Source organism: Streptomyces chrestomyceticus JCM 4735, from assembly GCF_003865135.1.
Lineage (GTDB): Bacteria > Actinomycetota > Actinomycetes > Streptomycetales > Streptomycetaceae > Streptomyces > Streptomyces chrestomyceticus.
Map to the genome: position 1 here is coordinate 6266597 of NZ_BHZC01000001.1, position 21372 is coordinate 6287968.

The window sequence follows — 21372 nt, forward strand, 5'->3', positions numbered from 1 at the left end:
GCTGGTGCGTGGCCGGTGTCGGCCCGGCGCTCCGGCCCGGCGTCCCGGCTCAGCGCCCCGGTGCGACCGCCTCCGGACCGGCGTCCGGTGCGGCCGCACCGTCCCTCCGTACCAGCACGGCGGTCAGGGCCAGGAAGACCAGCCCGGCGATCGGATAGATCCCGGACAGCAGCATCTGGCCGCCGTTCTGGTGCAGTTCCTCGTGATGGTGGTAGCGGTGCGGCACGAACCACAGCGCGAACGAGCAGAAGAGGAGGCCCATCGCCAGCGTCCCCGCCCACCAGCGTCGGCCGGCCCGGCTGCCGGAGCCGCCGCGGCCGATCGCCTCCGAGCCGAGCAGGATCAGCATCGGTACGCCCCACACCCAGTGGTGCGACCAGGAGATCGGGCTGACCAGCAGCGCGGTCACCGCACAGGCGACGGCCGCCCAGGCCCGGCGGCCGCGCAGCAGCGCGCCGACCGCCACGGCCAGCCCGAAGACCGCCACGACGGCCGCGGCGGCCAGCCACCACAGGCCGGGGTCGTGGGTGTGCAGCAGCCGGGCCAGCGCGCCGCGCAGTGACTGGTTGGCGGTGATCTCCACCTCGCCGACCCGGTCGGCGGCGAAGATGATCTCCGTCCAGAAGCGGCGGGAGTCGTGCGGCAGGACGAGCGCGGACAGCAGCGCGGTGCCCAGGAAGGTGAGACAGGCGACGACGGCCTGCCGCAGCCAGGGGTTCCAGGCGCCCCGCGGCCCCGCGCCCGCCCGCAGACGCTGCCAGGCCCGTACGAGCCCGGCCAGCGCGAGGAAGACGGCGAAGAGGGCCGGGGTGAGCTTGATGCCGGCCGCCAGACCGATGCCGACACCGGCCCACCGGTTGGTGTCCTTACGGGTCAGGTCCCACAGGACCAGGACGGCGAGCAGCAGGTTGATCTGCCCGTAGCGCAGCGTCGTCCACACCGGCTCGCACCAGACCAGCAGCGCGGCCAACCCCAGCGCCGCCGCGAGCGGCGGTACCCGCTTCGGCCGCCCCGCGAGCCGCAGACCGAGATGGGCGACGGCGACCATGAGCAGGAGGTTGCCGAGGGTGGCGAGGGTCCGCGTCTCCGGCACACCGACCAGCGTGAGCGGCGTGAACAGGAGCGCGGCGAAGGGCGGGTAGGTGTTGGGCAGGTTCGCGGAGGTCGCGACCATGTCGTAGAGATCCTCGCCGTTGCGGGCCGTCCAGCCCTCGGCGCGGTAGACCATCAGGTCGACCATCGTCACGTGCGCCAGCCGCTGCGCGACCCAGAAGGCGGCGAAGGACACCACACAGCCGACGGCCGCCACCAGCAGCGGACGGCGGCGGACGAAGCCCCTCAGCGGGGAGGGACCGCCGGGTGCAGCGGACTGTTCCAGCTCCAGCGCGGACACGGCGTACAGCTCCCCAGGACGAATCGGGCACGGCCCGCCGACAGTACATCGACCCCTTCCCCGGGGGCCCAGGACAACCGATTTGGCAGAAGGCGGGGAGGGCCGTGTAATGTAGGCGATGCCGCAGCGGGGAGCCGCAAGGAAAAGAACCGCGGCGGACCACAGCAAGGGGCTATAGCTCAGTTGGTAGAGCGCCTGCATGGCATGCAGGAGGTCAGGAGTTCAATTCTCCTTAGCTCCACAGAAGGATCAACAGTGAGGTGACTCACAGAGGTCCACGAGATCCCGTCCGGTCTTAATGATCGGGCGGGATCTTGCGTTTGTGGGGCCTGGGGACCTGGGGCTTCGGGCCTGCGCGGGGCGATCGTGGCGGAGTGCGAGGGCGGAGCCCGCCGCGATCAGGGCTGCTTCCGCGGTGGATGAGCCGCGTCGTAGCGCCGACGGTTGGCGCCGATCTCCTTCCGGTGGGTGGCGGCCCATTCCCCGAGGGCGACGACGGAGTCCAGCAGCGTCGTCCCGAGCTCCGTCAACGCGTAATCCACGCGGGGCGGGACGCAGGCGTGGACGGTACGGGTCACGAGGCCGTCGCGCTCCAGTTGTCGCAGCGTCAGTGTGAGCATCCGCTGGGAGATGCCGGTGACGGCACGGTGCAGTTCTCCGAAGCGCAGGGTGCGGTCGCGGAGTTGACCGATGACCAGAATGCTCCACTTGTCCCCAATCAGGGCGAGGATCTGCAGTACGTCCCGGCACGCTTCCTCCTCCGTCTCGCCGGGTCCCTGTCCTCCGGCGTTCTTCTGGTGGGACAACGGTTACCTCCTTGTGCGCAACTGACAGAAATGTGCCGTCTTGTCAGGATTCTCACCGTGACCAAGCATGTGGCTACGCACAAAGAGTAAGTATCAGCGCCGGCCCCTCCGTGTCCGGTCGCTGCGACCGGAGGGGCAGATGTGACGAAGACACTCGTTGTTGTCGGTGCGGGACCGGGAGTGGGGATGGGGGTGGCCCGCGCGTTCGGTCGGCGCGGTTTCCGGGTCGGGCTGATCGCGCGGACCAAGGAGAAGCTGGATGCCCTGGTCGGGGAACTGGCCGGGCTGGGGGTCACGGCCGCCGCCTTTCCCGCCGACATCCGCGACCGCGAGAGCCTGACGGCCGCGCTGTCCGCGGCGAGGAGCGCGCTGGGACCGATCGACGTCCTGGAGTTCGGTCCGAGCCCGACCGGGCCGATCACCCACGCCGCGCAGACCACGATCGCGGACGTCACGGCCCAGTTCGAACTGCACGTGCTGGGCGCCGTGGCCGCAGTCCAGCACGTTCTGCCGGAAATGCGCCGCCAGGGCGACGGCACGCTGCTGCTGACCACCGGCGTCTCCTCGACGGTTCCGGCGCCCTTCCTGGCCAATGTCGGCATGGCCATGGCAGGCCTGCGGAACTGGGCGCTCACCCTGCATGCCGAACTGGCGCCGGCCGGGCTCTACGTCGGCACGGTGACCATCGCGTCCGCGGTCGTCCCGGGCGGTGAGGCCGACCCCGACCTCATCGGCGACCGGTACTACCGCATGTACGAGGAGCGGGATCGCGCCGAAGAGATCATTGGCGACCCGGCGGCCTTCCAGGTCCTGGTCGACAGCGGGCAGGGGCCGCCCGCAGTCGACCGGTGACGCACATGCTCCGCAATGACCGTGCCGTCCGGTTGCCGGGCCAGTGTGTGGCGGCCTTCCTCAGGGCTTCTCCAAGCGCAGGGCGAGGGCAGGGCAGCGGCTGACCGCGCGCTGGGCGCGCTGGTGGAGCCGGGGTGGGAGAGCGGTCTCCGGGAGGAGCGGGTAGCCGTCCGCGTCGAGACGTACGGCTTCGGGGAGGAGCCTGGCGCACAGGCCGTGCCCTTCGCACAGGGTCCAGTCCACCGCCAACCGGCCCGCGGCAGCCGTCGTGCCCGCGGTACCCGTGCCCGTACCGTCGGCCGCATCGGCTGTCTCCGGCGCGGGGAGGGGGAGGACACCGATGGTCTCCCGGCCGCATCCGCCGCCCAGGGTGTGCGCGGCGAGATCGTCCGGGAAGGCGTCCAAGGCGGAGAGCACGAACCGCACGGCGCCGTCGGGGTGTTTGCAGGCGCCGCGCCCGTTCGCGGTCTGCGTGGCACGCCGTACGCTCTCCAGCGCTTCCTGGCCGCCGCCCGCCAACGTGTCCGCCAGCGCGCTTGCCACGGAGGGCAGGCCCAGGCGGCAAGGCCCGCACTGGCCCGACGACTCAGCCGCGAGCCAGCGCGCTACGAGCAGGGTCTCGCCGAGCGGGCAAGTACCGGCGGGCACCGGCAGCACCGCGCCCGCGCCGAGCGCCCCGCCGCCGGCCGCGAGCGCTTCGCGGGTGACCACCGTTCCGTACGCGGTCGCGGCGGCCAGCCAGGCGCCGTGGTAGCCGCCCACGAGGACGCCGCCAGGGACCGGATCGGCGGCGCACGCCTGGAGGACGTACGGAAGCGGCACCCCGCTCGGCGCCTCGACGACGGCGGGGGAGGGCACCGCGCCGGACACGGTCAGGAGCAGGGTGCCGGGTTCGTGGGGCGCTCCGGTCGCGGCGTACCGGTGGGCGCCCGTCCGGGCCGCGACAGCGAGCTGGGCGAACGTCTCGGCGTTGGAGAAGAGCGTGGGCGCGCCGCCCAGTCCGGACTCCGCGGCCCGCACCCGCCGCCCCGGAGGCAGCGCAGGCCCGCCCTCCGCGGCCCGGATCAGCGCGGACGCCTCGCCGGAGACGAGCCGTTCCGGTACGCGGACGAGCCGGGCGCGCAACGACCGCCCGCGCCGCCGGTCGCTCAGACCGCGTTCGGCCAGCGCGTCCCGCACCGAGCGCTCGGCCGCGTCCTTGGTCACCCCCACCACCAGCGTGCGAGCGCCGAGCGCGTCGGCGGCGAGCAGCGCGCCGTCCAGGACGAGGTGGGGCGCGCGGCACAGCAGGACGGTGTCCTTGCGGCAGGCGGGCTCGCCCTCGCAGCCGTTGACGACGACCGCGGGCCGGACGCCGGAGCGCCGCGCGTGATGGGCCACCGCCTCCAGCTTCCGTACGAGGGGGAAGCCCGCGCCGCCACGGCCGCGCAGCGCGATGGCGCCGGCCAGCTCGGTCAGCCGGTCCGCCGACAGCGACGGCGGTGAGCCGTGGGTGAGCAGGTGGGCCCGGCGGTCGAGGCGCTCGGCCTCGTCGAAGCCCGCGGTCAGCCGGGGCGGGCCGATGGCCTGGACGGGCGGGACGTCGGGCAGCGGGCCGGTCACGACCGGCTCCTGCCGTGCGAGGCGGGCTGCGCCCATACGGGGTGGAGGGCGTGCGGTCCGTACGGCGGCGAGGAGGTCGGGTAGGGGGGCGCGGGAGACGGGTGTGGAGGCGGTGGTGGGGTGTCGGCAGTACGGGCGCGGAGGCGGGCCCGTAGGACGCGCGGGAGGAAGGCGCGTGCCAGGAGGGCGGCGGCGACGGCCGCCAGGCACAGCGCGTACCCGGTGGTGACCCACCCGGAGGGGGCACGCCCGGCCTTCAGGCCGTGGACGAGCGCCAGACACCAGGCCGGGTACGCGCAGGCGTGCAGGGCGCGCCAGCGCTCCGAGGCCCGGCCGCGGCCGGCGAAGGCGCTGCGGAGCGCGCCGGTCGCGGCGGCCAGCACCATCAGGTAGCCGGCCACGGCGCCGAAGCCGATCAGCGCGGAAGCCCCGGCGGGCGTCCTGGTGAACGGCAGCACCGCGTTCAGTACGTGCGCGTGCCCCTCGGCTACCTTGACCGCGATGTGCAGGGCCAGGAAGCCGAGCGAGGCGGTGCCGAGGGCCCGGTGGACGCCCTGGGCGAGTAGCCGGCTGCGGGGCAGCAGGAGCGTACGGCCCGCGGCGACCAGCCCCCAGACGACGGCGGCCGTGAGGGAGACGAGCGTCAGTACACCGCCCGTGAAGTCGAGGAAGCCGCGCAGCGGGGCGGTCCCGGAGAGCAGGAGGAGAGCGAGGGCGGCGACGGCTCCGGCGGCGACTGCGGGGCGGCGGCGCAGACGCGGACGGCGCGGGATCGGGCGGCGCGGGACGGAGGCCGGGGCCGTCGCCGGGCAGGGAGGGGCGGTGTGGCGCGGGCCGTCCCGGGGGCCATGACGGCGCGGGCCGGGGGACGGGCGGGACAGACCCGGGAGACGGACGGGGAGGCGGACGGAGAGGCGGACCGGGAGGCGGGGTAAGCCAGGGGGCCGCGGGCCGGAGGCGGCACGGCTCTTGCGGTGGGGACGCATGCGGAAAAAGTAGGGCGGTGCGGGGTCGGGACGGCGGGCTTTGCGTAAGCGGCGTGCTGCGGGGCGGCGCGCTGCTACCGTCGGCTGTCGGGCTTGTTCGAAGGAGTCCGTACGGGCTCGGCCGAGGAGGTCCGCCCGTACTGCGGAGGTTCGTCGGGCTCGGCCGAAGAGAGGTCCGTCCGGACCGGGGAGGCCCGTCGGGGCTCGTCCGAGGAAGCACGGGAGGGCGGCCGCGGACGCCCGCCACCAGCCCTCGTCCGGCCTCCGTCCCGCCCCGGAGACCCCCGCCCGCCAGGCCGCCGCCCGTTCCGCGGTTGGACGGCTCCCAGCGGGCCCGGCGGCCCCTGCGGTACCCTGACGCCATGCGTGCCGTACGCCTTCTGCTTAGCGGGCCGCGCTGATCAGTACCGACCGGTGAGCTTCCGGTCGGCATCGGCGCGGCGTCCCCTCCTGTGCGAGGGGTCTTTTTGTTTCCGCAAAAGTCGCACTTTTTCGCAGTAGCCGCAGGCAGAGACGACCGATGGAGCTTTGAGGACGATGACCGAGACGACTTCGGCTGCCGAGGTGGCAGCGCCGCACCGCTACACGGCAGCGCTGGCCGCCGACATCGAGGCGCGCTGGCAGGACTTCTGGGAGGCGGAGGGCACGTACGAGGCCCCGAACCCGAAGGGCGACCTGGCGGGCGACCCGGAGCTGGTGGCCAAGCCCAAGAAGTTCATCATGGACATGTTCCCGTACCCCTCGGGTGCGGGCCTGCACGTGGGCCACCCGCTCGGCTTCATCGCGACCGACGTGTACGGCCGCCACCTGCGCATGACCGGCCACAACGTGCTGCACACCCTGGGCTTCGACGCCTTCGGCCTGCCCGCCGAGCAGTACGCCGTGCAGACCGGCACGCACCCGCGCGTCTCCACCGAGGCCAACATCGTCAACATGCGGCGCCAACTGCGCCGGCTGGGCCTGGGCCACGACCCGCGCCGCTCCGTCGAGACGATCGACCCGGACTACTACAAGTGGACCCAGTGGATCTTCGTCCAGATCTTCAACTCCTGGTACGACGCCGACGCGAAGAAGGCGCGCCCCATCGCGGAGCTGGTGGCGCAGTTCGAGGCCGGAGAGCGTACGACGCCGGACGGGCGCCCCTGGAGTGCGCTGAGCGCCGCCGAGCGCGCCGAGATCCTGGGTGAGTACCGCCTGGCGTACGCCTCGGACGCGCCGGTCAACTGGTGCCCCGGCCTGGGCACCGTGCTGGCCAACGAGGAGGTCACCGCCGAGGGCCGGTCCGAGCGCGGGAACTACCCGGTCTTCAAGGCCAAGCTGCGCCAGTGGAACATGCGCATCACCGCCTACGCGGACCGCCTGCTGGAGGACCTGGACGGGCTGGACTGGCCGGACGCCATCAAGCTGCAGCAGCGCAACTGGATCGGCCGGTCCGAGGGCGCGCGGGTGGACTTCCCCGTAGGGGACGAGAAGATCACCGTCTTCACCACCCGCCAGGACACCCTGTTCGGCGCCACCTACATGGTGCTGGCGCCCGAGCACGAGCTGGTCTCCGGCGAGCGTTCGATCGTCCCGGACGCCTGGCCCGAGGGCACCCACGAGGTCTGGACCGGCGGGTACGGCACCCCGGCCGAGGCCGTCGCCGCCTACCGCAAGCAGGCCGCGGCCAAGTCGGACGTCGAGCGGCAGGCCGAGGCCAAGGACAAGACCGGCGTCTTCACCGGCGCGTACGCGACCAACCCGGTCAGCGGCGAGCGCGTCCCGGTCTTCATCGCCGACTACGTGCTGATGGGCTACGGCACCGGCGCGATCATGGCCGTCCCGGCGCACGACAGCCGCGACTTCGCCTTCGCGCGCGCCTTCGAACTGCCCATGCGCTGTGTCGTGGAGCCGTCGGACGGCCGTGACCAGGACCCCGCCACCTGGGACGAGGCCTTCGACTCGTACGAGGCGAGGATCGTCAACTCGGCGGGCGCCGGCATCACGCTGGACGGCCTGACCGTCCCGGACGCCAAGATCAAGATCACCGAGTGGCTGGCCGCCAACGGCATCGGCGAGGGCACCGTCAACTTCCGCCTGCGCGACTGGCTGTTCAGCCGCCAGCGCTACTGGGGCGAGCCCTTCCCGATCGTCTACGACGAGGACGGCGTCGCGCACGCGCTGCCCGAGTCGATGCTGCCGCTGCAGCTTCCCGAGGTCGACGACTACTCGCCGCGCACCTTCGACCCGGACGACGCCGACACCCAGCCCGAGACCCCGCTGTCCCGTAACGAGGACTGGGTCAACGTCGAGCTGGACCTGGGCGACGGCCCGAAGAAGTACCGCCGCGAGACCAACACCATGCCCAACTGGGCCGGTTCCTGCTGGTACGAGCTGCGCTACACCGACCCGCGCAACGACACCGCGCTGGTCGACCCGGAGGTCGAGCAGTACTGGATGGGCCCGCGCGAGGGGCAGCCGCACGGCGGCGTCGACCTGTACGTGGGCGGCCAGGAGCACGCCGTACTGCACCTGCTGTACGCGCGGTTCTGGTCCAAGGTGCTGCACGACCTGGGGCACATCGCGTCCTCCGAGCCGTTCCACAAGCTGTACAACCAGGGCATGATCCAGGCGTTCGTCTACCGGGACAGCCGTGGCATCGCCGTACCGGCCGCCGAGGTGGAAGAGCGCGACGGCGCGTACTACTACCAGGGCGAGAAGGTCAGCCGCGTCCTGGGCAAGATGGGCAAGTCCCTGAAGAACGCCGTCACGCCCGACGAGATCTGTGAGGAGTACGGCGCGGACACCCTGCGCCTGTACGAGATGGCGATGGGCCCGCTGGACGTCTCGCGGCCGTGGGACACCCGCGCCGTGGTCGGCCAGTACCGCCTGCTCCAGCGGCTGTGGCGCAACGTCGTGGACGAGGCGACCGGCGAAGCCACCGTCGTCGACACCGAGCCGGACGAGGACACGCTGCGCGCGCTGCACAAGGCGATCGACGGCGTCAACCAGGACCTGGCCAACCTGCGCTTCAACACCGCCATCGCCAAGGTGACGGAGCTGAACAACCACCTGACCAAGGCGGGCGGCCCGGTCTCGCGCTCGGTGGCCGAGCGCCTGGTGCTGCTGGTCGCCCCGCTGGCCCCGCACATCGCCGAGGAACTGTGGCGCAAGCTGGGCCACACCGACTCGGTCGTCCACCAGGACTTCCCCGTCGCCGACCCGGCCTACGTGGTCGACGAGACCGTGACCTGCGTCGTGCAGATCAAGGGCAAGGTCAAGGCGCGCCTGGAGGTCTCGCCGGCCGTCTCGGACGCGGACCTGGAGGCGGCGGCGCTGGCGGACCCGGCGGTCGTGGCGGCCCTGGGCGATGCGGGCATCCGCAAGGTGATCGTGCGGGCGCCGAAGCTGGTGAACATCGTCCCCGCGTGACGCGCTGATCCCGGCGCCGGGGCCCTTCGGGGCGTGGCTAAGGGATGACCACTACGGGCAGGTTGGGGGTTCGAAGGGAACCCCCGACCTGCCCGTGGCGTTTACGGTGGAAGAGCCGGGACCCCGGCGCCGCCCACCGTGCCGTTGCCATCGAGGAGAAACCATGGAAGCCGTCGCCGCGATCTTCGGGCTCCTCTTCCTGCTGCTCGTCGCGGCCGGCGTCTTCGTCACGGTCAAGGCCGTCAAGGCGGCCAAGCGCGGGGTGGACCGCGGCGTGGCACAGGCGCGCCGGACCGTCGAGGACACCACCCTCCGGGCCCGCCAGTTCACCCAGCCCGGTGTGGCCGGTGAGCTGGCCCAGTTGCGGCTGTCGCTGCGTACGTCCATGCGGGCCACCCAGGACGCGCTGCACACCGGCGCCGAGCGGGACACCTCGCTGACCGAGGCGCTGGGCCTCTTCGAGCGCCTCAGCGCCCACGGCCACGAGCTGGACGACGAACTCAAGCGGCTGGAGCGGGAGCCCGACAAGGCCAGCATCACGGCCCGGCTGCCCGAGCTGCGCGAGCGGCTGGATCGCATCACGCACTCCGCGGAGTCGCTGCGCTGGGCCGCCCGGGACCGCGCGCGGCAGTTCGCCGACGACGACCTCGCCGCGCTCGGCGAGCAGATCGACATGGAGGCCGGGGCGCTGCGGCACTGGTCGAAGGAGCCGCTGGAGGACCGCATCGAGGCGTCCGGGGGTGCGTCGGCGACCGCCGGGGCGGGGGCGTCCGGGGCTGCTCCTGAAGGGGCGGCGGGGCGGAAGCCGTGGGGGCCCGCCGAGGACGAGAAGCCTGCCATCACGGCCCGGGACCCGCGTACGCAGCCCACGTACGCATGGCAGAAGGCGCCGCGTACGGAGCGGACGACCTGAGGGCGATGGGACGGAGGGCCTGAGGCGAAGGAAGCTGAGCGGCCGGGCAGGGAGCGCCGGTCGGACAGGTGATCCGGCGTGCGGCGGGCGGTCTGATCACGTCGGCCCGGGTGCGCAACCGGAAGCTGCTGCCGGGCGTCCTTACTCCGGGTCCGGCCGGTACCGGCGGATCTTGGCAGGGCCCGCACTGTCGGCTCCCGTGATCCCCGGATAACCTCCCAGTCATGTCCCGCCATGTCGCGATCGTCACCGATTCAACGGCCTACCTGCCGCGGGCGGCACTGCGGCGCCACCGGATCACGGCGGTACCGCTCACCGTCGTCCTCGGTGACCAGGCCCTGGAGGAGGGCACCGAGATCTCGGCGAGATCGGTCGCCCAGGCCCTGCAGAAGCGCAAGTACGTGACGACATCGCGGCCGAGCCCCGAGGCCTTCGCGTCCACCTACCGGGCCATCGCCGAGGCGGGCGCCGAGAGCATCGTTTCGCTCCACCTGTCCTCGGAGTTCTCCGGCACGTACGACGCGGCGGTACTGGCGGCCGCCGAGGCCCCCGTACCGGTGCGGGTCGTGGACACCGGCATGGTCGCCATGGCGCTCGGTTTCTGCGCCCTGGCGGCGGCCGAGGCCGCGGAGACCGGTGGCAGCCTGGACGAGGCGGTGGCCGCGGCCGAGAAGCGTGCCGAGCAGACGTCCGCCTACTTCTACGTCGACACCCTCGACTACCTGCGACGGGGCGGCCGGATCGGGGCGGCGCAGGCGCTCCTCGGCTCGGCCCTCGCGGTCAAGCCGCTGCTCCAGCTCGCCGAGGGGCGGATCGACCTGCTGGAGAAGGTCCGTACGGCGTCCAAGGCGATCGCCCGGCTGGAGGAGATCGCCGCGGAGCGGGCCGGGGAGGCACAGGTGGACATCGCCGTGCACCATCTCGCGGCGGCCGAACGGGCGGAGGCGCTCGCGGAACGGCTGCGGGAGCGGGTGCCGGGGCTGGCCGAGCTGCATGTGAGCGAGGTGGGAGCGGTGATCGGGGCGCACACGGGGCCGGGGCTGCTGGGGGTTGTGGTCTCGCCGCGTTAGGGCGGACGGCATCTTGCATTGGTGCGGACGATCTCCTTCGGGTGACGGAGTTATCCACAACGGACCGGTTATCCCCGGGATTTGACGGGTCGCGGCGGGATCTGCGTGAAGTGTCTAACGTTCGTGGGCATGACGCCGCAATCACTCTCTGTAATCAGTTTCTTCGGTGGGTCGGATGCCGATCCTGGCCCGGGCTCCGATCCTGGCCGGAATTCCGACCTCGGCCGGAGTCCCGACCTCGGGCCGAAATCAGGTCCTGGCTCGCACTCCGTACCGCGCGGGCGGGCTGCCCGGCGTGCGGAGACCGCCGCGGCGGTACGTACGCGGGCCGCGGGTCTGTTCCGGGGGCCGCCTGGTCCGGGCCGGAGGGCGAGCCCCGCGGAATCGGGCGGCAGCCCATCGCCCTCGGGCAGTCCACTGTCTGCGGGCGGCTTACCAGCGCCGGACGCGTCCGATACTCCAGGTGCTCCCGATACCCGAGATGCGTCAGTCGCTGGTACCCCGACGACTGACCGGACCCAAGTCGCCCGCGAGGGCGCACCTTCCGACCGTGCCGCCCGGCTGGCGCTCGCCGTGCGGGAGCGGCTGCCGCTGTGGGTGCAGTCGAGATGTGCGATCGCCCCGAAAGCGCTGACTGCCCTGATCGTGGTGTTCGCGGTGGCGGTGGCCTTCGCGGTCCTCCACTTCTGGATGGCCCGGCCCGAGCCCGTCCGCGTACCGCCCGCCGCCCGGGCCCCGGCGCTGCCGGCTCCGGCCCCGGCGCCGCAGCCGCAGGTGGCGGCGCCGACACCGGGAGGCGGGCCGCCGACCGCCGCGGGGCGGCTTCTCGTGGTCGACGTGGTCGGGAAGGTGCACCGTCCCGGCATCCATCGGCTGCCGCAGGGCGCCCGGGTCGCCGACGCGTTGGGAGCGGCGGGCGGGGTGCTGGACGGTGCGAACACCCGGGGGCTGAACCGAGCGCGGCTGCTGGTCGACGGGGAGCAGATCGCCGTGGATGTCGCGGGGGCGGCGCCGGGCGCGGGCTCTGGAGCGGCCACGGAAGCCGGGTCCGGAGTGGCTGCCGGGGCGGGCACGGGCGGTGGTGCGACGTCCGGAAGCGTCGGCGGGTCCGGTGGTACGGGCGCCGGAGGCGCACCCGTCAGCCTGAACTCCGCGACCGCGGAACAGCTCGACGGCCTTCCCGGAGTCGGCCCCGTCCTGGCCCGGCACATCATCGAATACCGCACCGCGCACGGCGGCTTCACCTCCGTGGAACAGCTCCGCGAAGTGAACGGCATCGGCGACCGCCGCTTCGCCGACCTGCGGCCTCTGGTCCAGCCATGAGCCCGCACCCCTCCCCGCCGGCGCTCCCGCCGTTCCAGCCGCCCCAGCCCTCCGATCCCCACACCGCATCCGGCACCACCACCGACCGAACCACCGCCCGATCCGCCGTCCACGCGGCGGCATCCTCCCCCTACGGCGCCGCCGACCCCCGCCGGCCGGACGAAGCCGTCGATCTTCGACTGGCCGGGCCCGCGGCGGCCGCGTGGGGCGCGGCGGCACTGGCCCTGGGATGGTCCGGTGGCTCGGTGGCGGCGGCGTGTGCCATGGCCGTGGTGTTGGCGGCGCTCGCGGTCGTGGTCGCGGTCCGCCGGCCGCGACCGTGGGCCACCGGGGCCTTGGTCGCCCTCGCCGCGGTGCTGCTGGGCGCGGTCGCCGGAGCCGCGTCCGCCGCCCTGCATGCGGCGGACGTACGGCGCGGGCCGCTGCCGGAGCTGGCACGCCGGAACGCCCAGGTCACGGCCGAGGTGGAACTGACCGGCGATCCACGGCTGACCCGCCCACGGGTGAGCGGTGCCCGGCAAGCGCCGCCCGCCGTCGTGTTCAGCGCGGACGTCCTACGCGTCACCGCACCGGACGGCTCGGTGACCGCCACCCGCACCCCCGTCCTGGTCGTCGTGCACCGCACGAAACGTCTCGCCGACTGGCAGCGCCTCCTGCCCTCGACCCGCGTCCGTGTTGCGGCCCGCGCGGCACCGCCCCTCCAGCCGTCCGACCCGGCCGCAGCCGCCCTTCGGGTCACCACCGGCCCAGGACCGCTCGTGGTGGGCGCCCCCGACGCCTTGCAGCGACTCGCCGGTGGCCTGCGGGCCGGACTCCGGGAGGCCAGTGACGACTTGAGCCCCGATGCCCGCGCCCTCCTGCCGGGCCTGGTGGTCGGTGACACCGCGCAGGTTCCGCCCGATCTCGAAGACGCCTTCCGCACCACCGACCTGACCCACCTGCTCGCTGTCTCCGGCAGCAACCTGACCATCCTGCTCGTCCTGCTCATCGGCCCGCCCCACCTCGCCGTACGGGCCGAACGCCGTGGCCTGGCACCGCTCCTGGGCCTCTCGCTGCGCGCCACCGCCCTCATCGGCGGCTCGATCGCCCTGGCCTTCGTGATCGTCTGCCGCCCCGACCCCAGCGTGCTGCGCGCCGCCGCCTGCGGACTGATCACCCTGCTCGCGATCGGGACGGGACGCCGCCGTTCGCTCGTCCCCGCGCTCGCCGCCGCCGTCCTGGTGCTCGTGCTCTACGACCCCTGGCTCGCCCGCAGTTACGGCTTCCTGCTGTCCGTACTGGCCACCGGCGCCCTGCTCACCCTCGCCCCTCGCTGGAGCGCGGCCCTGCAACGCCGCCGGGTGCCGCCCCGCCTCGCCGAGGTGCTCGCCGCGGCGGCCGCGGCGCAGGCGGTCTGCGCACCCGTCGTCGTGGTGCTCTCCGCACGCGTCGGTCTCGTCGCCGTCCCCTGCAACCTGCTGGCCGAACTCGCCGTCGCCCCGGCCACCGTCCTGGGGTTCGCGGCGCTCGCCACCGCACCGTTCGCGCCGCCCCTGGCCCAGGCCCTGGCCTGGTGCGCGAGCTGGCCGACCGAGTGGATCGCCGGTGTGGCCCGTACGGGGGCGAACCTGCCCGGGGCGGAGGTGGATTGGCCGGGAGGGTGGGGCGGCGCGCTGTTGCTGGCCGTCGTGACGCTGGCGCTCGTCCTGGTGGGGCGACGGTTGTCCCGTCGGCCCTGGCTGTGCGTCCTCGGTGTCCTGGCACTGCTCGTCGCGGTGCTGCGGCCGGTGCCGGTCACCCGCGTCATCACCGGCTGGCCGCCTCCGGACTGGCGGGCGGTGGCCTGTGACGTGGGGCAGGGCGACGGTCTGGTGTTCGCGGCGGGGGAGGGCACCGCCCTGGTCGTGGACACCGGCCCGGAGCCGGACGCCATCGACCGGTGCCTGACCGACCTGGGCGTACGCCGTATCGCGCTGCTCGTCCTCACCCACTTCCACGCCGACCACGTCAGCGGACTGCCCGGTGCCTTGCGCGGGCGCTCGGTCGGCGCCATCGAGACCACGACCCTGCCCGAGCCGCCCGGCCAGGCCGCCTTCGTGCACCGCACCGCGGCAGCCGCGGGCGTGCCGGTGATCAGCTCCACGCCGGGGGAGCGGCGCAGTCTCGGCCCGCTCAACTGGGAGGTTCTGTGGCCGCCCGGCGCCGGGCCGGGCCTCCCCTTCTCCGGGCCCGCCACACAGGCCGTCGAAGGCCCCAACGACGCCAGCGTCACGCTGCTGCTGCGTACGGCCGGGCTGAACTTCCTCCTTCTCGGCGACCTCGAACCGGTCTCGCAGCAAGCGTTGTTGACCATGCGCCCCGACCTGGGTGCCGTGGACGTCCTCAAGGTCGCGCACCACGGCTCCGCGTACCAAGATCCGCAGTTGATACGGCGCTTGGCGCCGCGTATCGCGCTGATCAGTTGCGGCGCCGGCAACCCGTACGGCCACCCGGCGCCCCGCACCGTCCAGTCGCTGCGCCATCAAGGAGCACGGGTGCTGCGTACGGACACCGACGGCGCCATCGCGGTACTGGGCGGCGCGGACCGGATGACCACCACCGTCAAGGGCCGCAGGCGGAGTTCGGCGCGCTCGCCAGATCGGCGCAGGGCACGTGCTGGTACTTGCGCAGGATGTTCTTCGCCGTGTCGGAGTCCATGAACGCCCGGAACTTCGCGGCGAGCGAGCCCGCCTCGGGCTGCCCGTACGTGTAGAGGTACTCCACCGTCCAGAAGGGATAGCTATGCTGACCGGCCCATTCGATGTCTGGCTCCCGCCCGTTCAGCCGGACGCGGGTCACCCGCGGGTTCTTGGCCGCCGCGTACACCTCCGCGTACCCGATCGCGCCCGGCACGCGGCCGACCGTCTCCAGCAGGCTGCCGGTGCTGTTCACCTCGCAGCGTGTGACGCGGGCCGCCGCGTCACGGTCCTTGCCGCTGCAGTCGTACGACGACACCGTGCCCGGCTCCGAGCCGCGCAGCACGGCCGTCTCGAACGCCCGCCGGGTGCCGGACGCCGCGTCCCGGCCGACGATGCGGACCGGCAGGTCGTTGCCGCCGAGCTGCTTCCAGTTGGTGTACCGGCCGTCGTAGATGCCGCGCAGTTGCTCGGAGGTGAGGTTGCCGACGCCGGTGCGGCCGTTGACGACCATGCCGAGCAGAATGATGCCGATCCGTCGGCCCGCCAGCTCCCGGTAGATGGCCGGCGCGGCGACGTCCGACGCGGCCAGGAACGCGGGCCCGCCGGCCGGCGCGGATCTCCCCGCCCGGTTCAGCCGCCCCAGCCCGGACAGGCTGCCGCTCTCCACCACCTCGATCTCGGCGCCCCGGCAGCGTGCCGCGTACTGCCGGGCGATGTCCCGCATCGGCGGTGCGAAGGCGCTGGAGCCGTCGACGGTCAGCCGCCCGGTCGCGCACTCCGCACTCGCCGCCACTGTGGGCCCGTTGAGCAGCAGCCCGGCCAGCAGGCCGACCAGGATGATGCAGACGCCGCCCAGCCCGAGGCTCAGTTTGCGCGGACCCCAGCGCTGCGCGTTGCGCCGGATCCGCCCGCCGCTGATGAACCCGCCGACGACGACCTCGCCCGGTCGGCCGCCGTCCGCGCCCCCGGCACGGCCGCGGTGCGCCCCGCCAGCGTCTCCGTCCCCGCTCCCGTCCCCGGCCTCCGCCGACAGCAGGACCAGCAGCTTGAAGTGGTTGCGCTTGTTCAACGGCACCTTGGGTATGAAGAGCCGGCCGCCGTCGTGCCGCAGGCCGCCGCCGTTGCGGGTGAGCATCCCGACCAGGTCCGGCGGGTTGGCGTCCGGCACCTCCACCCCGATGACCGTACGCCCGGTGAACTCGACCGTCAGCGGCTCCTGGTAGTCCTGCCGCACGATGTCCTTGCCGCCGTCGTTCTCGAACCGCAGCAGCGCCAGGGTGGCGTCGGTGATCTCCTGGTCCTGCCGGAGCAGCCGCAGTTGCACCAGGCTGTGGGCGTCCCGCGGGTTCATACCGATCGCGGTGTCCATCTGGACGCGGTAACCGATGCGCTTGCGGCCCGGCAGGAACCGCTCGACGGCCCAGAGCACGGCCGTGGCGACGAGCCCCGCCGCGGCGAGGAGCGTCTCGGTGTCCGGCAGGGTCACGACTACCTCGCACGGCTGATCGGATGGCGGAATGCCTGCAATGTAGGGAGGGGAAAAGCGGCCCGGTACGGCTTCGGCATCCCGTCACCAGAGGTTCATCCGCCGTCCGCGCGGCCGGTGACGGCCGGGGGCCTGCCGCATCAGACCACCCCGTTAATCAGGACCTGTAAACTCCAGAAATATGAGGATGAGCGAGGGCGTCGAATGGGCCCTGCACTGCTGTGTGACCCTGGCCTCGCTCGGCGACGCGCGTCCCGTGTCGACAGCCCGGCTCGCCGCCTCCTTCGATCTGCCCCAGGCGTATCTGAACAAGCGCCTCCAGTCCCTGGTCCGGGCCGGCGTCCTGACCTCGGCCCCGGGCGCCCGCGGCGGATTCCGGCTGGCCAGGCCGCCCGAGCAGATCTCCCTGATGGACGTGGTGGCCGCCATCGAGGGCACCGACGACGTCTTCCGGTGCACCGAGATCCGCCGCCAGGGCCCCGGCTCCGGAGCACCCGACCGGGACTTCCGCCGCCCCTGCGGCATCTCCACCGCGATGCGCAGGGCGGAGCTGGCCTGGCGCCGCGAACTGGCCAAGCAGACCGTCGCCGACCTCCTGGCCGGCGTCCCCGGACCGGCCGCGGAGCGCACCCGCCGCTGGTTCGCGACCGAGAGGACGAGCACCTGATGGACTCCCCGCAGACCCGGTCCGCGTCCCAGCCCGCCCCGCCGAGACCGCCGGCCTCCCCGCAGCCGGCACCTCAGGAGTCGCCGGCGTCCCCGCCCTCGGCTCAGGCGGCATCTCCGGCCCCGGAGGTCTCCCCGGCCCCGCAGGCATCTCCGGCCCCGCAGGCATCTCCGGCCCCGGCGGCATCCCCATCGGACGGCGGGAAGCCGTCCGGCCGCCCCTCGGACGCCGAACGGATGCGGGCCGAGCCGCTCGACCCGGCACGTACCGACGCCTACCTGCGGCGCATCGGGGCCGACCGGCCGGCGGTGCCCGACGCCGAGGCGCTGCACGACCTGCACCTGCGGCACCTGCGGACCGTCCCCTTCGAGAACCTCTCCGTCCACCTCGCCGAGGACGTGGCGCTGGAGTACAAGCCGCTGGTGGACAAGGTCGTCGCTGCCTCGCGCGGCGGCTTCTGCTACGAACTCAACGGCGCCTTCGCCGCCCTGCTCCGCGCCCTCGGCTACCGCGTCGAGCTGCTCGCCGCCCGGGTCTTCGGCCCGGAAGGCCCCGGTATCCCGTACGACCACCTCGCGCTGCGCGTCCACACCGCCGACGGAGCGGGCGGACCGTGGCTCGCCGACATCGGCTTCGGCAGGAACAGCCAGTACCCGCTGCGCCTGGACAGTCGCGACCAGCAGCCCGACCCCGCCGGACTGTTCCGCATCGAGGAGACCGCCGACGGCGACCTCGACGTCCTGCGGGACGGCGTGCCCCAGTACCGGCTGGAACAGCGGCCGCGCGCCCTGGCCGACTTCGTGGCGGGCTGCTGGTACCACCGCACCTCGCCGGACTCGCCCTTCACCCGGTCACTGGTCTGCTCCCGGCTGACGGAGACCGGCCGTGTCACCCTCTCCGGCCGTACGCTCGTGATCACCGACGCCGACGGCGGCCGGGACGAGCGCGAACTGTCCGAAGCCGAGGTGCTCCCCGCCTACCGCACCCACTTCGGCATCACGCTGGACCGCATACCGGAGCTGCGCGGCTGACGGCTGTCCGCCCGGCGGGGGCTGACGCGTTCCTGATCGGCAGGCCGCTGACCGTTCCTGTCCGGAACGCCGCTGACGTGCGCCTGCCCGCCAGGCGGTCGGTGCGTCACTCGGCCTCCAGCCAGCCCTCGTACTCGTCCGCCAGGGCGTCCAGCTTCGCCGGGTCGTGGACCCCCGTGGGGTCTTCGACGACCACCAGCCACTGGGCGTCCTCGGCGTCGTCCTCGCCCGCCAGGGCGTCGCGGACGAGCTGGGGTTCCTCCGTGACGCCGAAGCGCTCGGCCAGCGCTTCGGCGACCTCCTCGGCGGAGTCGCGGTCGGGCAGCACCAGAACATGTCGTACATCGCTCACCCGGTCATTGTCCCGGTCGTCGTCCGGCGGCGCGGGCCGGGCGCCGGACACCGCTGTCGGTGGGGCGTGGGATGCTGGAGCGCGATGGCCAGGAAAGCAGCAAACGACGACCCGCTCACCCCGCTCACGCTCGCCGTGGGCCAGGAGGACCTGCTCCTGGACCGCGCCGTGCAGCAGGTGGTGGCGGCGGCCCGCGCCGCCGACGCGGACACCGATGTGCGCGACCTCGCGCCCGACCAGCTCCAGCCGGGCACGCTCGCCGAGCTGACCAGCCCCTCGCTGTTCGCCGAGCGCAAGGTCGTGGTGGTCCGCAATTCCCAGGACCTGTCCGCCGACTCGGTCAAGGACGTCAAGAAGTACCTCGGCTCCCCGGCCGAGGAGATCACCCTCGTGCTGCTGCACGCCGGCGGCGCCAAGGGCAAGGGCCTGCTGGACGCCGCCCGCAAGGCCGGCGCGCGGGAGGTCGCCTGCGCCAAGATGACCAAGCCCGCCGACCGCCTCGCCTTCGTGCGCGGCGAGTTCCGTACGGCGGGCCGGTCCGCCACCCCGGAGGCGTGCCAGGCGCTGGTGGACGCGATCGGCAGTGATCTGCGCGAGCTGGCCTCGGCCTGTTCGCAACTGGTCGCCGACATCGAGGGCACCATCGACGACGCCATCGTGGCCCGCTACTACCGCGGCCGGGCAGAGGCGTCCAGTTTCACCGTCGCGGACCGTGCGGTGGAGGGCCGGGCCGCCGAGGCGCTGGAGGCGCTGCGCTGGGCCATGTCGACGGGCGTCGCACCCGTCATGATCACCAGCGCGCTCGCCCAGGGCGTCCGCGCCATCGGCAAGCTGGCCTCCGCCCCGCGCGGCGCCCGCCCCGGCGACCTCGCCCGCGAGCTGGGCATGCCCCCCTGGAAGATCGACAGGGTGCGGCAGCAGATGCGCGGCTGGTCGGCGGACGGCGTGGCGACGGCGCTGCGGGCGGTGGCCGAGGCCGACGCCGGCGTCAAGGGCGGCGGTGACGACCCCGAGTACGCACTGGAGAAGGCCGTCGTCACCATCGCCCGCGCGGCCCGCTCCCGCTGACCGCCGGGGGAGCGGAAAGGGCAGGGGGCCGGCCTCAGCTCCGCAGTTTCCGGAGCGTCTCCGTCGCGCTCGCCTTGAGCAGCCCCGTGACCTGCTCGGTCGTCGGCGGCTTCACCGAGCTGCTGCGGGAGGTGTAGCTCGACCAGGTGAGCTGATAGGTCGCCCAGCCGTCGCGGACCCCCAGGATCACGTACGAGCCGCTGCTGTCGTCGGACCGGCTGACGAGATACGCCTCGTCACCGATGCCCGGCACCGGGGTGACCTGGTACGAGACCGAGCTGCGCTGGCTCCCGTACGCGCGGTAGCTGTCCGCGAACTCGGCCGACGGGTCGGTCTTCTTGTGCAGGGTGGCGCTGCTGTAGACCCAGGTCGAGGAGTAGTCGTTGCTGTCCGCGCCGGACGGCTTCAGCTCGGCGTTGCACCACATCGAGTCCACCGCGCCCTGCTGGACGCCGCTGTACTGCGGATTCTGCGCGCTGCTGCCGGAGGAGCCCGACGACGAGGAGCTCCCGGCCGGTTTGATCTTGTAGTTCGCGCTCTCGAACGGGGTGAACGCGGTGCGGTTGCACAGGTCGGACGTGTACGAGTACCCCGCCAGGTCGGGGTCGGGCCGCGCGTCCCCGAAGGCACCGGCGGCGAAGAGGATCGCACCGCCCATCGCCGACGCGGCGACCGCGCCGCCGAGCGCCCACAGCCAGTGCTGGGCACCTCCGTTGGTACCGCCCGCGCCGGGCTCGGGCCCTTGAGCGTACGGATTGTGCTGCGGCATCCCGGGCCCGTACGGCCCCGGTCCTACCCCTGGCGCCGGGCCCGCTCCCGCCCCCGGTCCGGCCCCCGGTTGGGGCGGCAGGAGCGGCGGCTGGGAGGAAGCGGTCGGCTGTGGCTGCGCGTAGGGAAGCTGCTGGTCCCCCGGAATCGACATGCGCGGCAGCGTAGCGGAACGGAACCGGCCGCATGGCCGTAATCGTGACCTGGGCCACACGCGGCCCGCGCCCGCCCAGCACCCACCCACCGCCCACCCTGCCGCTGCCCCGGTACCAAGCGGCCACCTACCTCGAACCCGCAGCAGGACCGAGCCCCCCGCCCCACCCCGAACCCGTCTCAGGACCGAACCCCCACCCCACGACAAAGGACCCCGCACCACCCTGGGGAAGGGTGACCGCGAGGTCCTTCGTCTCAAGCTGTGTGTGCGCCGCACCCGCGTGGCGAACGCAGGCCGTGTGCGGCGCGGTGGTGCACCGGAAGGAGCGGAGAGAGGGGCCGCTGGGCCCTTACCGGCAGTGGTGAAGCGTCGAGAACAGGTCAGGCCTTGAGGGCCGCGACCTTCTTGGCCAGCGCCGACTTCTTGTTGGCGGCGGCGTTCTTGTGGATGACACCCTTGCTGACGGCCTTGTCCAGCTTCTTGGCGGCCTCGGCCTGGGCGGTGGCGGCCTTCTGCAGGTCACCGGCCTCCACGGCCTCACGGGTGCGACGGATCGCGGTGCGCAGCGAGGACTTGACAGCCTTGTTGCGCTGACGAGCCTTCTCGTTGGTCTTGATCCGCTTCATCTGGGACTTGATGTTCGCCACGAAAGAGCCTTTTCAGGTTCGTTGGAATTTCGAGTCGCGCCTCGTACGAGAGAGGGCACAAAGCGCAGTGGACCAGGCTACCAGCAGCTTCCGCGGCCTCCCAAACCGGACCAGGACCGCCGCGCATGGGACCATGGGGGGACGAAAAACAACCGAGTCCCGCCTACCCGCGTTTTCTGAATGGAC

The 21372-nt window shown here is 73.1% G+C and carries 17 protein-coding genes and 1 tRNA gene; 10 read left to right on the forward strand and 8 right to left on the reverse strand.

The features are described 5' to 3' along the window. Positions 1-49: 49 nt before the first annotated feature. Positions 50-1393 (reverse strand): glycosyltransferase 87 family protein, encoded by a 1344-nt coding sequence (locus EJG53_RS27120; RefSeq protein ID WP_125047074.1) that lies wholly within the window; start codon positions 1391-1393, stop codon positions 50-52. Positions 1394-1561: 168 nt separating this feature from the next. On the opposite strand from EJG53_RS27120, the gene EJG53_RS27125 reads away from it, so the two are divergent. After that, positions 1562-1634, forward strand: a tRNA-Ala gene (locus tag EJG53_RS27125). Positions 1635-1791: 157 nt separating this feature from the next. Here EJG53_RS27125 and EJG53_RS27130 read toward each other — a convergent pair. Further along, positions 1792-2199, reverse strand: coding sequence for a winged helix-turn-helix transcriptional regulator (locus tag EJG53_RS27130; protein WP_125047075.1), 408 nt, complete (start codon positions 2197-2199; stop codon positions 1792-1794). A 141-nt stretch (positions 2200-2340) separates the two neighbouring features. Here EJG53_RS27130 and EJG53_RS27135 point away from each other — a divergent pair, with 141 nt between their 5' ends. Further along, positions 2341-3051, forward strand: a complete 711-nt coding sequence (locus EJG53_RS27135) for an SDR family NAD(P)-dependent oxidoreductase (protein WP_125047076.1) — start codon at positions 2341-2343, stop codon at positions 3049-3051. A 60-nt stretch (positions 3052-3111) separates the two neighbouring features. Here the strand turns inward: EJG53_RS27135 and EJG53_RS27140 are convergent, their stop codons facing one another. Both EJG53_RS27140 and EJG53_RS27145 read right to left on the reverse strand, forming a co-directional pair. Beyond that, positions 3112-4653: an NADH-quinone oxidoreductase subunit NuoF family protein gene (locus tag EJG53_RS27140; protein WP_125047077.1), complete on the reverse strand. Its 1542-nt coding sequence runs from the start codon at positions 4651-4653 to the stop codon at positions 3112-3114. Continuing rightward, positions 4650-5639 (reverse strand): hypothetical protein, encoded by a 990-nt coding sequence (locus tag EJG53_RS27145; protein WP_125047078.1) that lies wholly within the window; start codon positions 5637-5639, stop codon positions 4650-4652. Before EJG53_RS27145 ends, EJG53_RS27140 begins: the two co-directional genes overlap by 4 nt. A 537-nt stretch (positions 5640-6176) precedes the next feature. On the opposite strand from EJG53_RS27145, the gene leuS reads away from it, so the two are divergent. The 5 genes from leuS to EJG53_RS27170 all read left to right on the forward strand — a co-directional run bounded on the left by leuS (position 6177) and on the right by EJG53_RS27170 (position 15034). Beyond that, positions 6177-9050 (forward strand): leucine--tRNA ligase, encoded by a 2874-nt coding sequence (leuS, locus tag EJG53_RS27150; RefSeq protein WP_125047079.1) that lies wholly within the window; start codon positions 6177-6179, stop codon positions 9048-9050. 163 nt (positions 9051-9213) lie between these two features. Next, positions 9214-9963 carry a hypothetical protein gene (locus tag EJG53_RS27155; RefSeq protein WP_125047080.1) on the forward strand — a complete coding sequence of 250 codons (750 nt, stop codon included), beginning with the start codon at positions 9214-9216 and terminating at the stop codon, positions 9961-9963. 224 nt (positions 9964-10187) lie between these two features. After that, positions 10188-11033, forward strand: coding sequence for a DegV family protein (locus tag EJG53_RS27160; RefSeq protein ID WP_125047081.1), 846 nt, complete (start codon positions 10188-10190; stop codon positions 11031-11033). 573 nt (positions 11034-11606) lie between these two features. Next, positions 11607-12356: a ComEA family DNA-binding protein gene (locus EJG53_RS42800; RefSeq protein WP_244955362.1), complete on the forward strand. Its 750-nt coding sequence runs from the start codon at positions 11607-11609 to the stop codon at positions 12354-12356. Further along, the gene (locus tag EJG53_RS27170; RefSeq protein WP_125047082.1) at positions 12353-15034 is read left to right on the forward strand and encodes a ComEC/Rec2 family competence protein; all 2682 of its coding nucleotides are present in this window, start codon (positions 12353-12355) and stop codon (positions 15032-15034) included. The genes EJG53_RS42800 and EJG53_RS27170 overlap by 4 nt, the downstream gene beginning before the upstream one ends. On the opposite strand, the gene EJG53_RS27175 is transcribed toward EJG53_RS27170, so the two are convergent. Beyond that, the gene (locus EJG53_RS27175) at positions 14937-16499 is read right to left on the reverse strand and encodes a substrate-binding domain-containing protein (protein WP_125047083.1); all 1563 of its coding nucleotides are present in this window, start codon (positions 16497-16499) and stop codon (positions 14937-14939) included. The genes EJG53_RS27170 and EJG53_RS27175 overlap by 98 nt on opposite strands. Positions 16500-16680: 181 nt before the next feature. On the opposite strand from EJG53_RS27175, the gene EJG53_RS27180 reads away from it, so the two are divergent. After that, on the forward strand, positions 16681-17166 hold the full coding sequence (locus EJG53_RS27180) for an RrF2 family transcriptional regulator (RefSeq protein WP_125047084.1): 486 nt from the start codon (positions 16681-16683) through the stop codon (positions 17164-17166). Between the two features lie 236 nt (positions 17167-17402). Beyond that, entirely contained in the window at positions 17403-18197 is a 795-nt protein-coding gene (locus EJG53_RS27185) for an arylamine N-acetyltransferase family protein (protein WP_125047085.1), read from the forward strand. A 106-nt stretch (positions 18198-18303) separates the two neighbouring features. Here the strand turns inward: EJG53_RS27185 and EJG53_RS27190 are convergent, their stop codons facing one another. Next, positions 18304-18549: a hypothetical protein gene (locus EJG53_RS27190; RefSeq protein ID WP_030023012.1), complete on the reverse strand. Its 246-nt coding sequence runs from the start codon at positions 18547-18549 to the stop codon at positions 18304-18306. Positions 18550-18633: 84 nt separating this feature from the next. Between EJG53_RS27190 and holA the strand changes: the two genes are divergently transcribed. Continuing rightward, positions 18634-19617: a DNA polymerase III subunit delta gene (gene holA, locus EJG53_RS27195; protein WP_031001916.1), complete on the forward strand. Its 984-nt coding sequence runs from the start codon at positions 18634-18636 to the stop codon at positions 19615-19617. A 34-nt stretch (positions 19618-19651) separates the two neighbouring features. Here holA and EJG53_RS27200 read toward each other — a convergent pair whose 3' ends face one another. Then, positions 19652-20386 carry a hypothetical protein gene (locus EJG53_RS27200; protein WP_125047086.1) on the reverse strand — a complete coding sequence of 245 codons (735 nt, stop codon included), beginning with the start codon at positions 20384-20386 and terminating at the stop codon, positions 19652-19654. 533 nt (positions 20387-20919) lie between these two features. Next, complete coding sequence (rpsT, locus tag EJG53_RS27205) at positions 20920-21186, reverse strand: 30S ribosomal protein S20 (protein ID WP_030023016.1); 267 nt, start codon at positions 21184-21186, stop codon at positions 20920-20922. Positions 21187-21372: the final 186 nt, after the last annotated feature.

Coding starts and splice junctions, on each gene's coding strand:
- EJG53_RS27145 (WP_125047078.1), bottom strand. CDS start 5,639: ATGCGTCCCCACCGCAAGAGCCGTGCCGCCTCCGGCCCGCGGCCCCCT.
- leuS (WP_125047079.1), top strand. CDS start 6,177: ATGACCGAGACGACTTCGGCTGCCGAGGTGGCAGCGCCGCACCGCTAC.
- EJG53_RS27155 (WP_125047080.1), top strand. CDS start 9,214: ATGGAAGCCGTCGCCGCGATCTTCGGGCTCCTCTTCCTGCTGCTCGTC.
- EJG53_RS27160 (WP_125047081.1), top strand. CDS start 10,188: ATGTCCCGCCATGTCGCGATCGTCACCGATTCAACGGCCTACCTGCCG.
- EJG53_RS27170 (WP_125047082.1), top strand. CDS start 12,353: ATGAGCCCGCACCCCTCCCCGCCGGCGCTCCCGCCGTTCCAGCCGCCC.
- EJG53_RS27180 (WP_125047084.1), top strand. CDS start 16,681: ATGAGGATGAGCGAGGGCGTCGAATGGGCCCTGCACTGCTGTGTGACC.
- EJG53_RS27185 (WP_125047085.1), top strand. CDS start 17,403: ATGCGGGCCGAGCCGCTCGACCCGGCACGTACCGACGCCTACCTGCGG.
- holA (WP_031001916.1), top strand. CDS start 18,634: ATGGCCAGGAAAGCAGCAAACGACGACCCGCTCACCCCGCTCACGCTC.
- EJG53_RS27200 (WP_125047086.1), bottom strand. CDS start 20,386: ATGCCGCAGCACAATCCGTACGCTCAAGGGCCCGAGCCCGGCGCGGGC.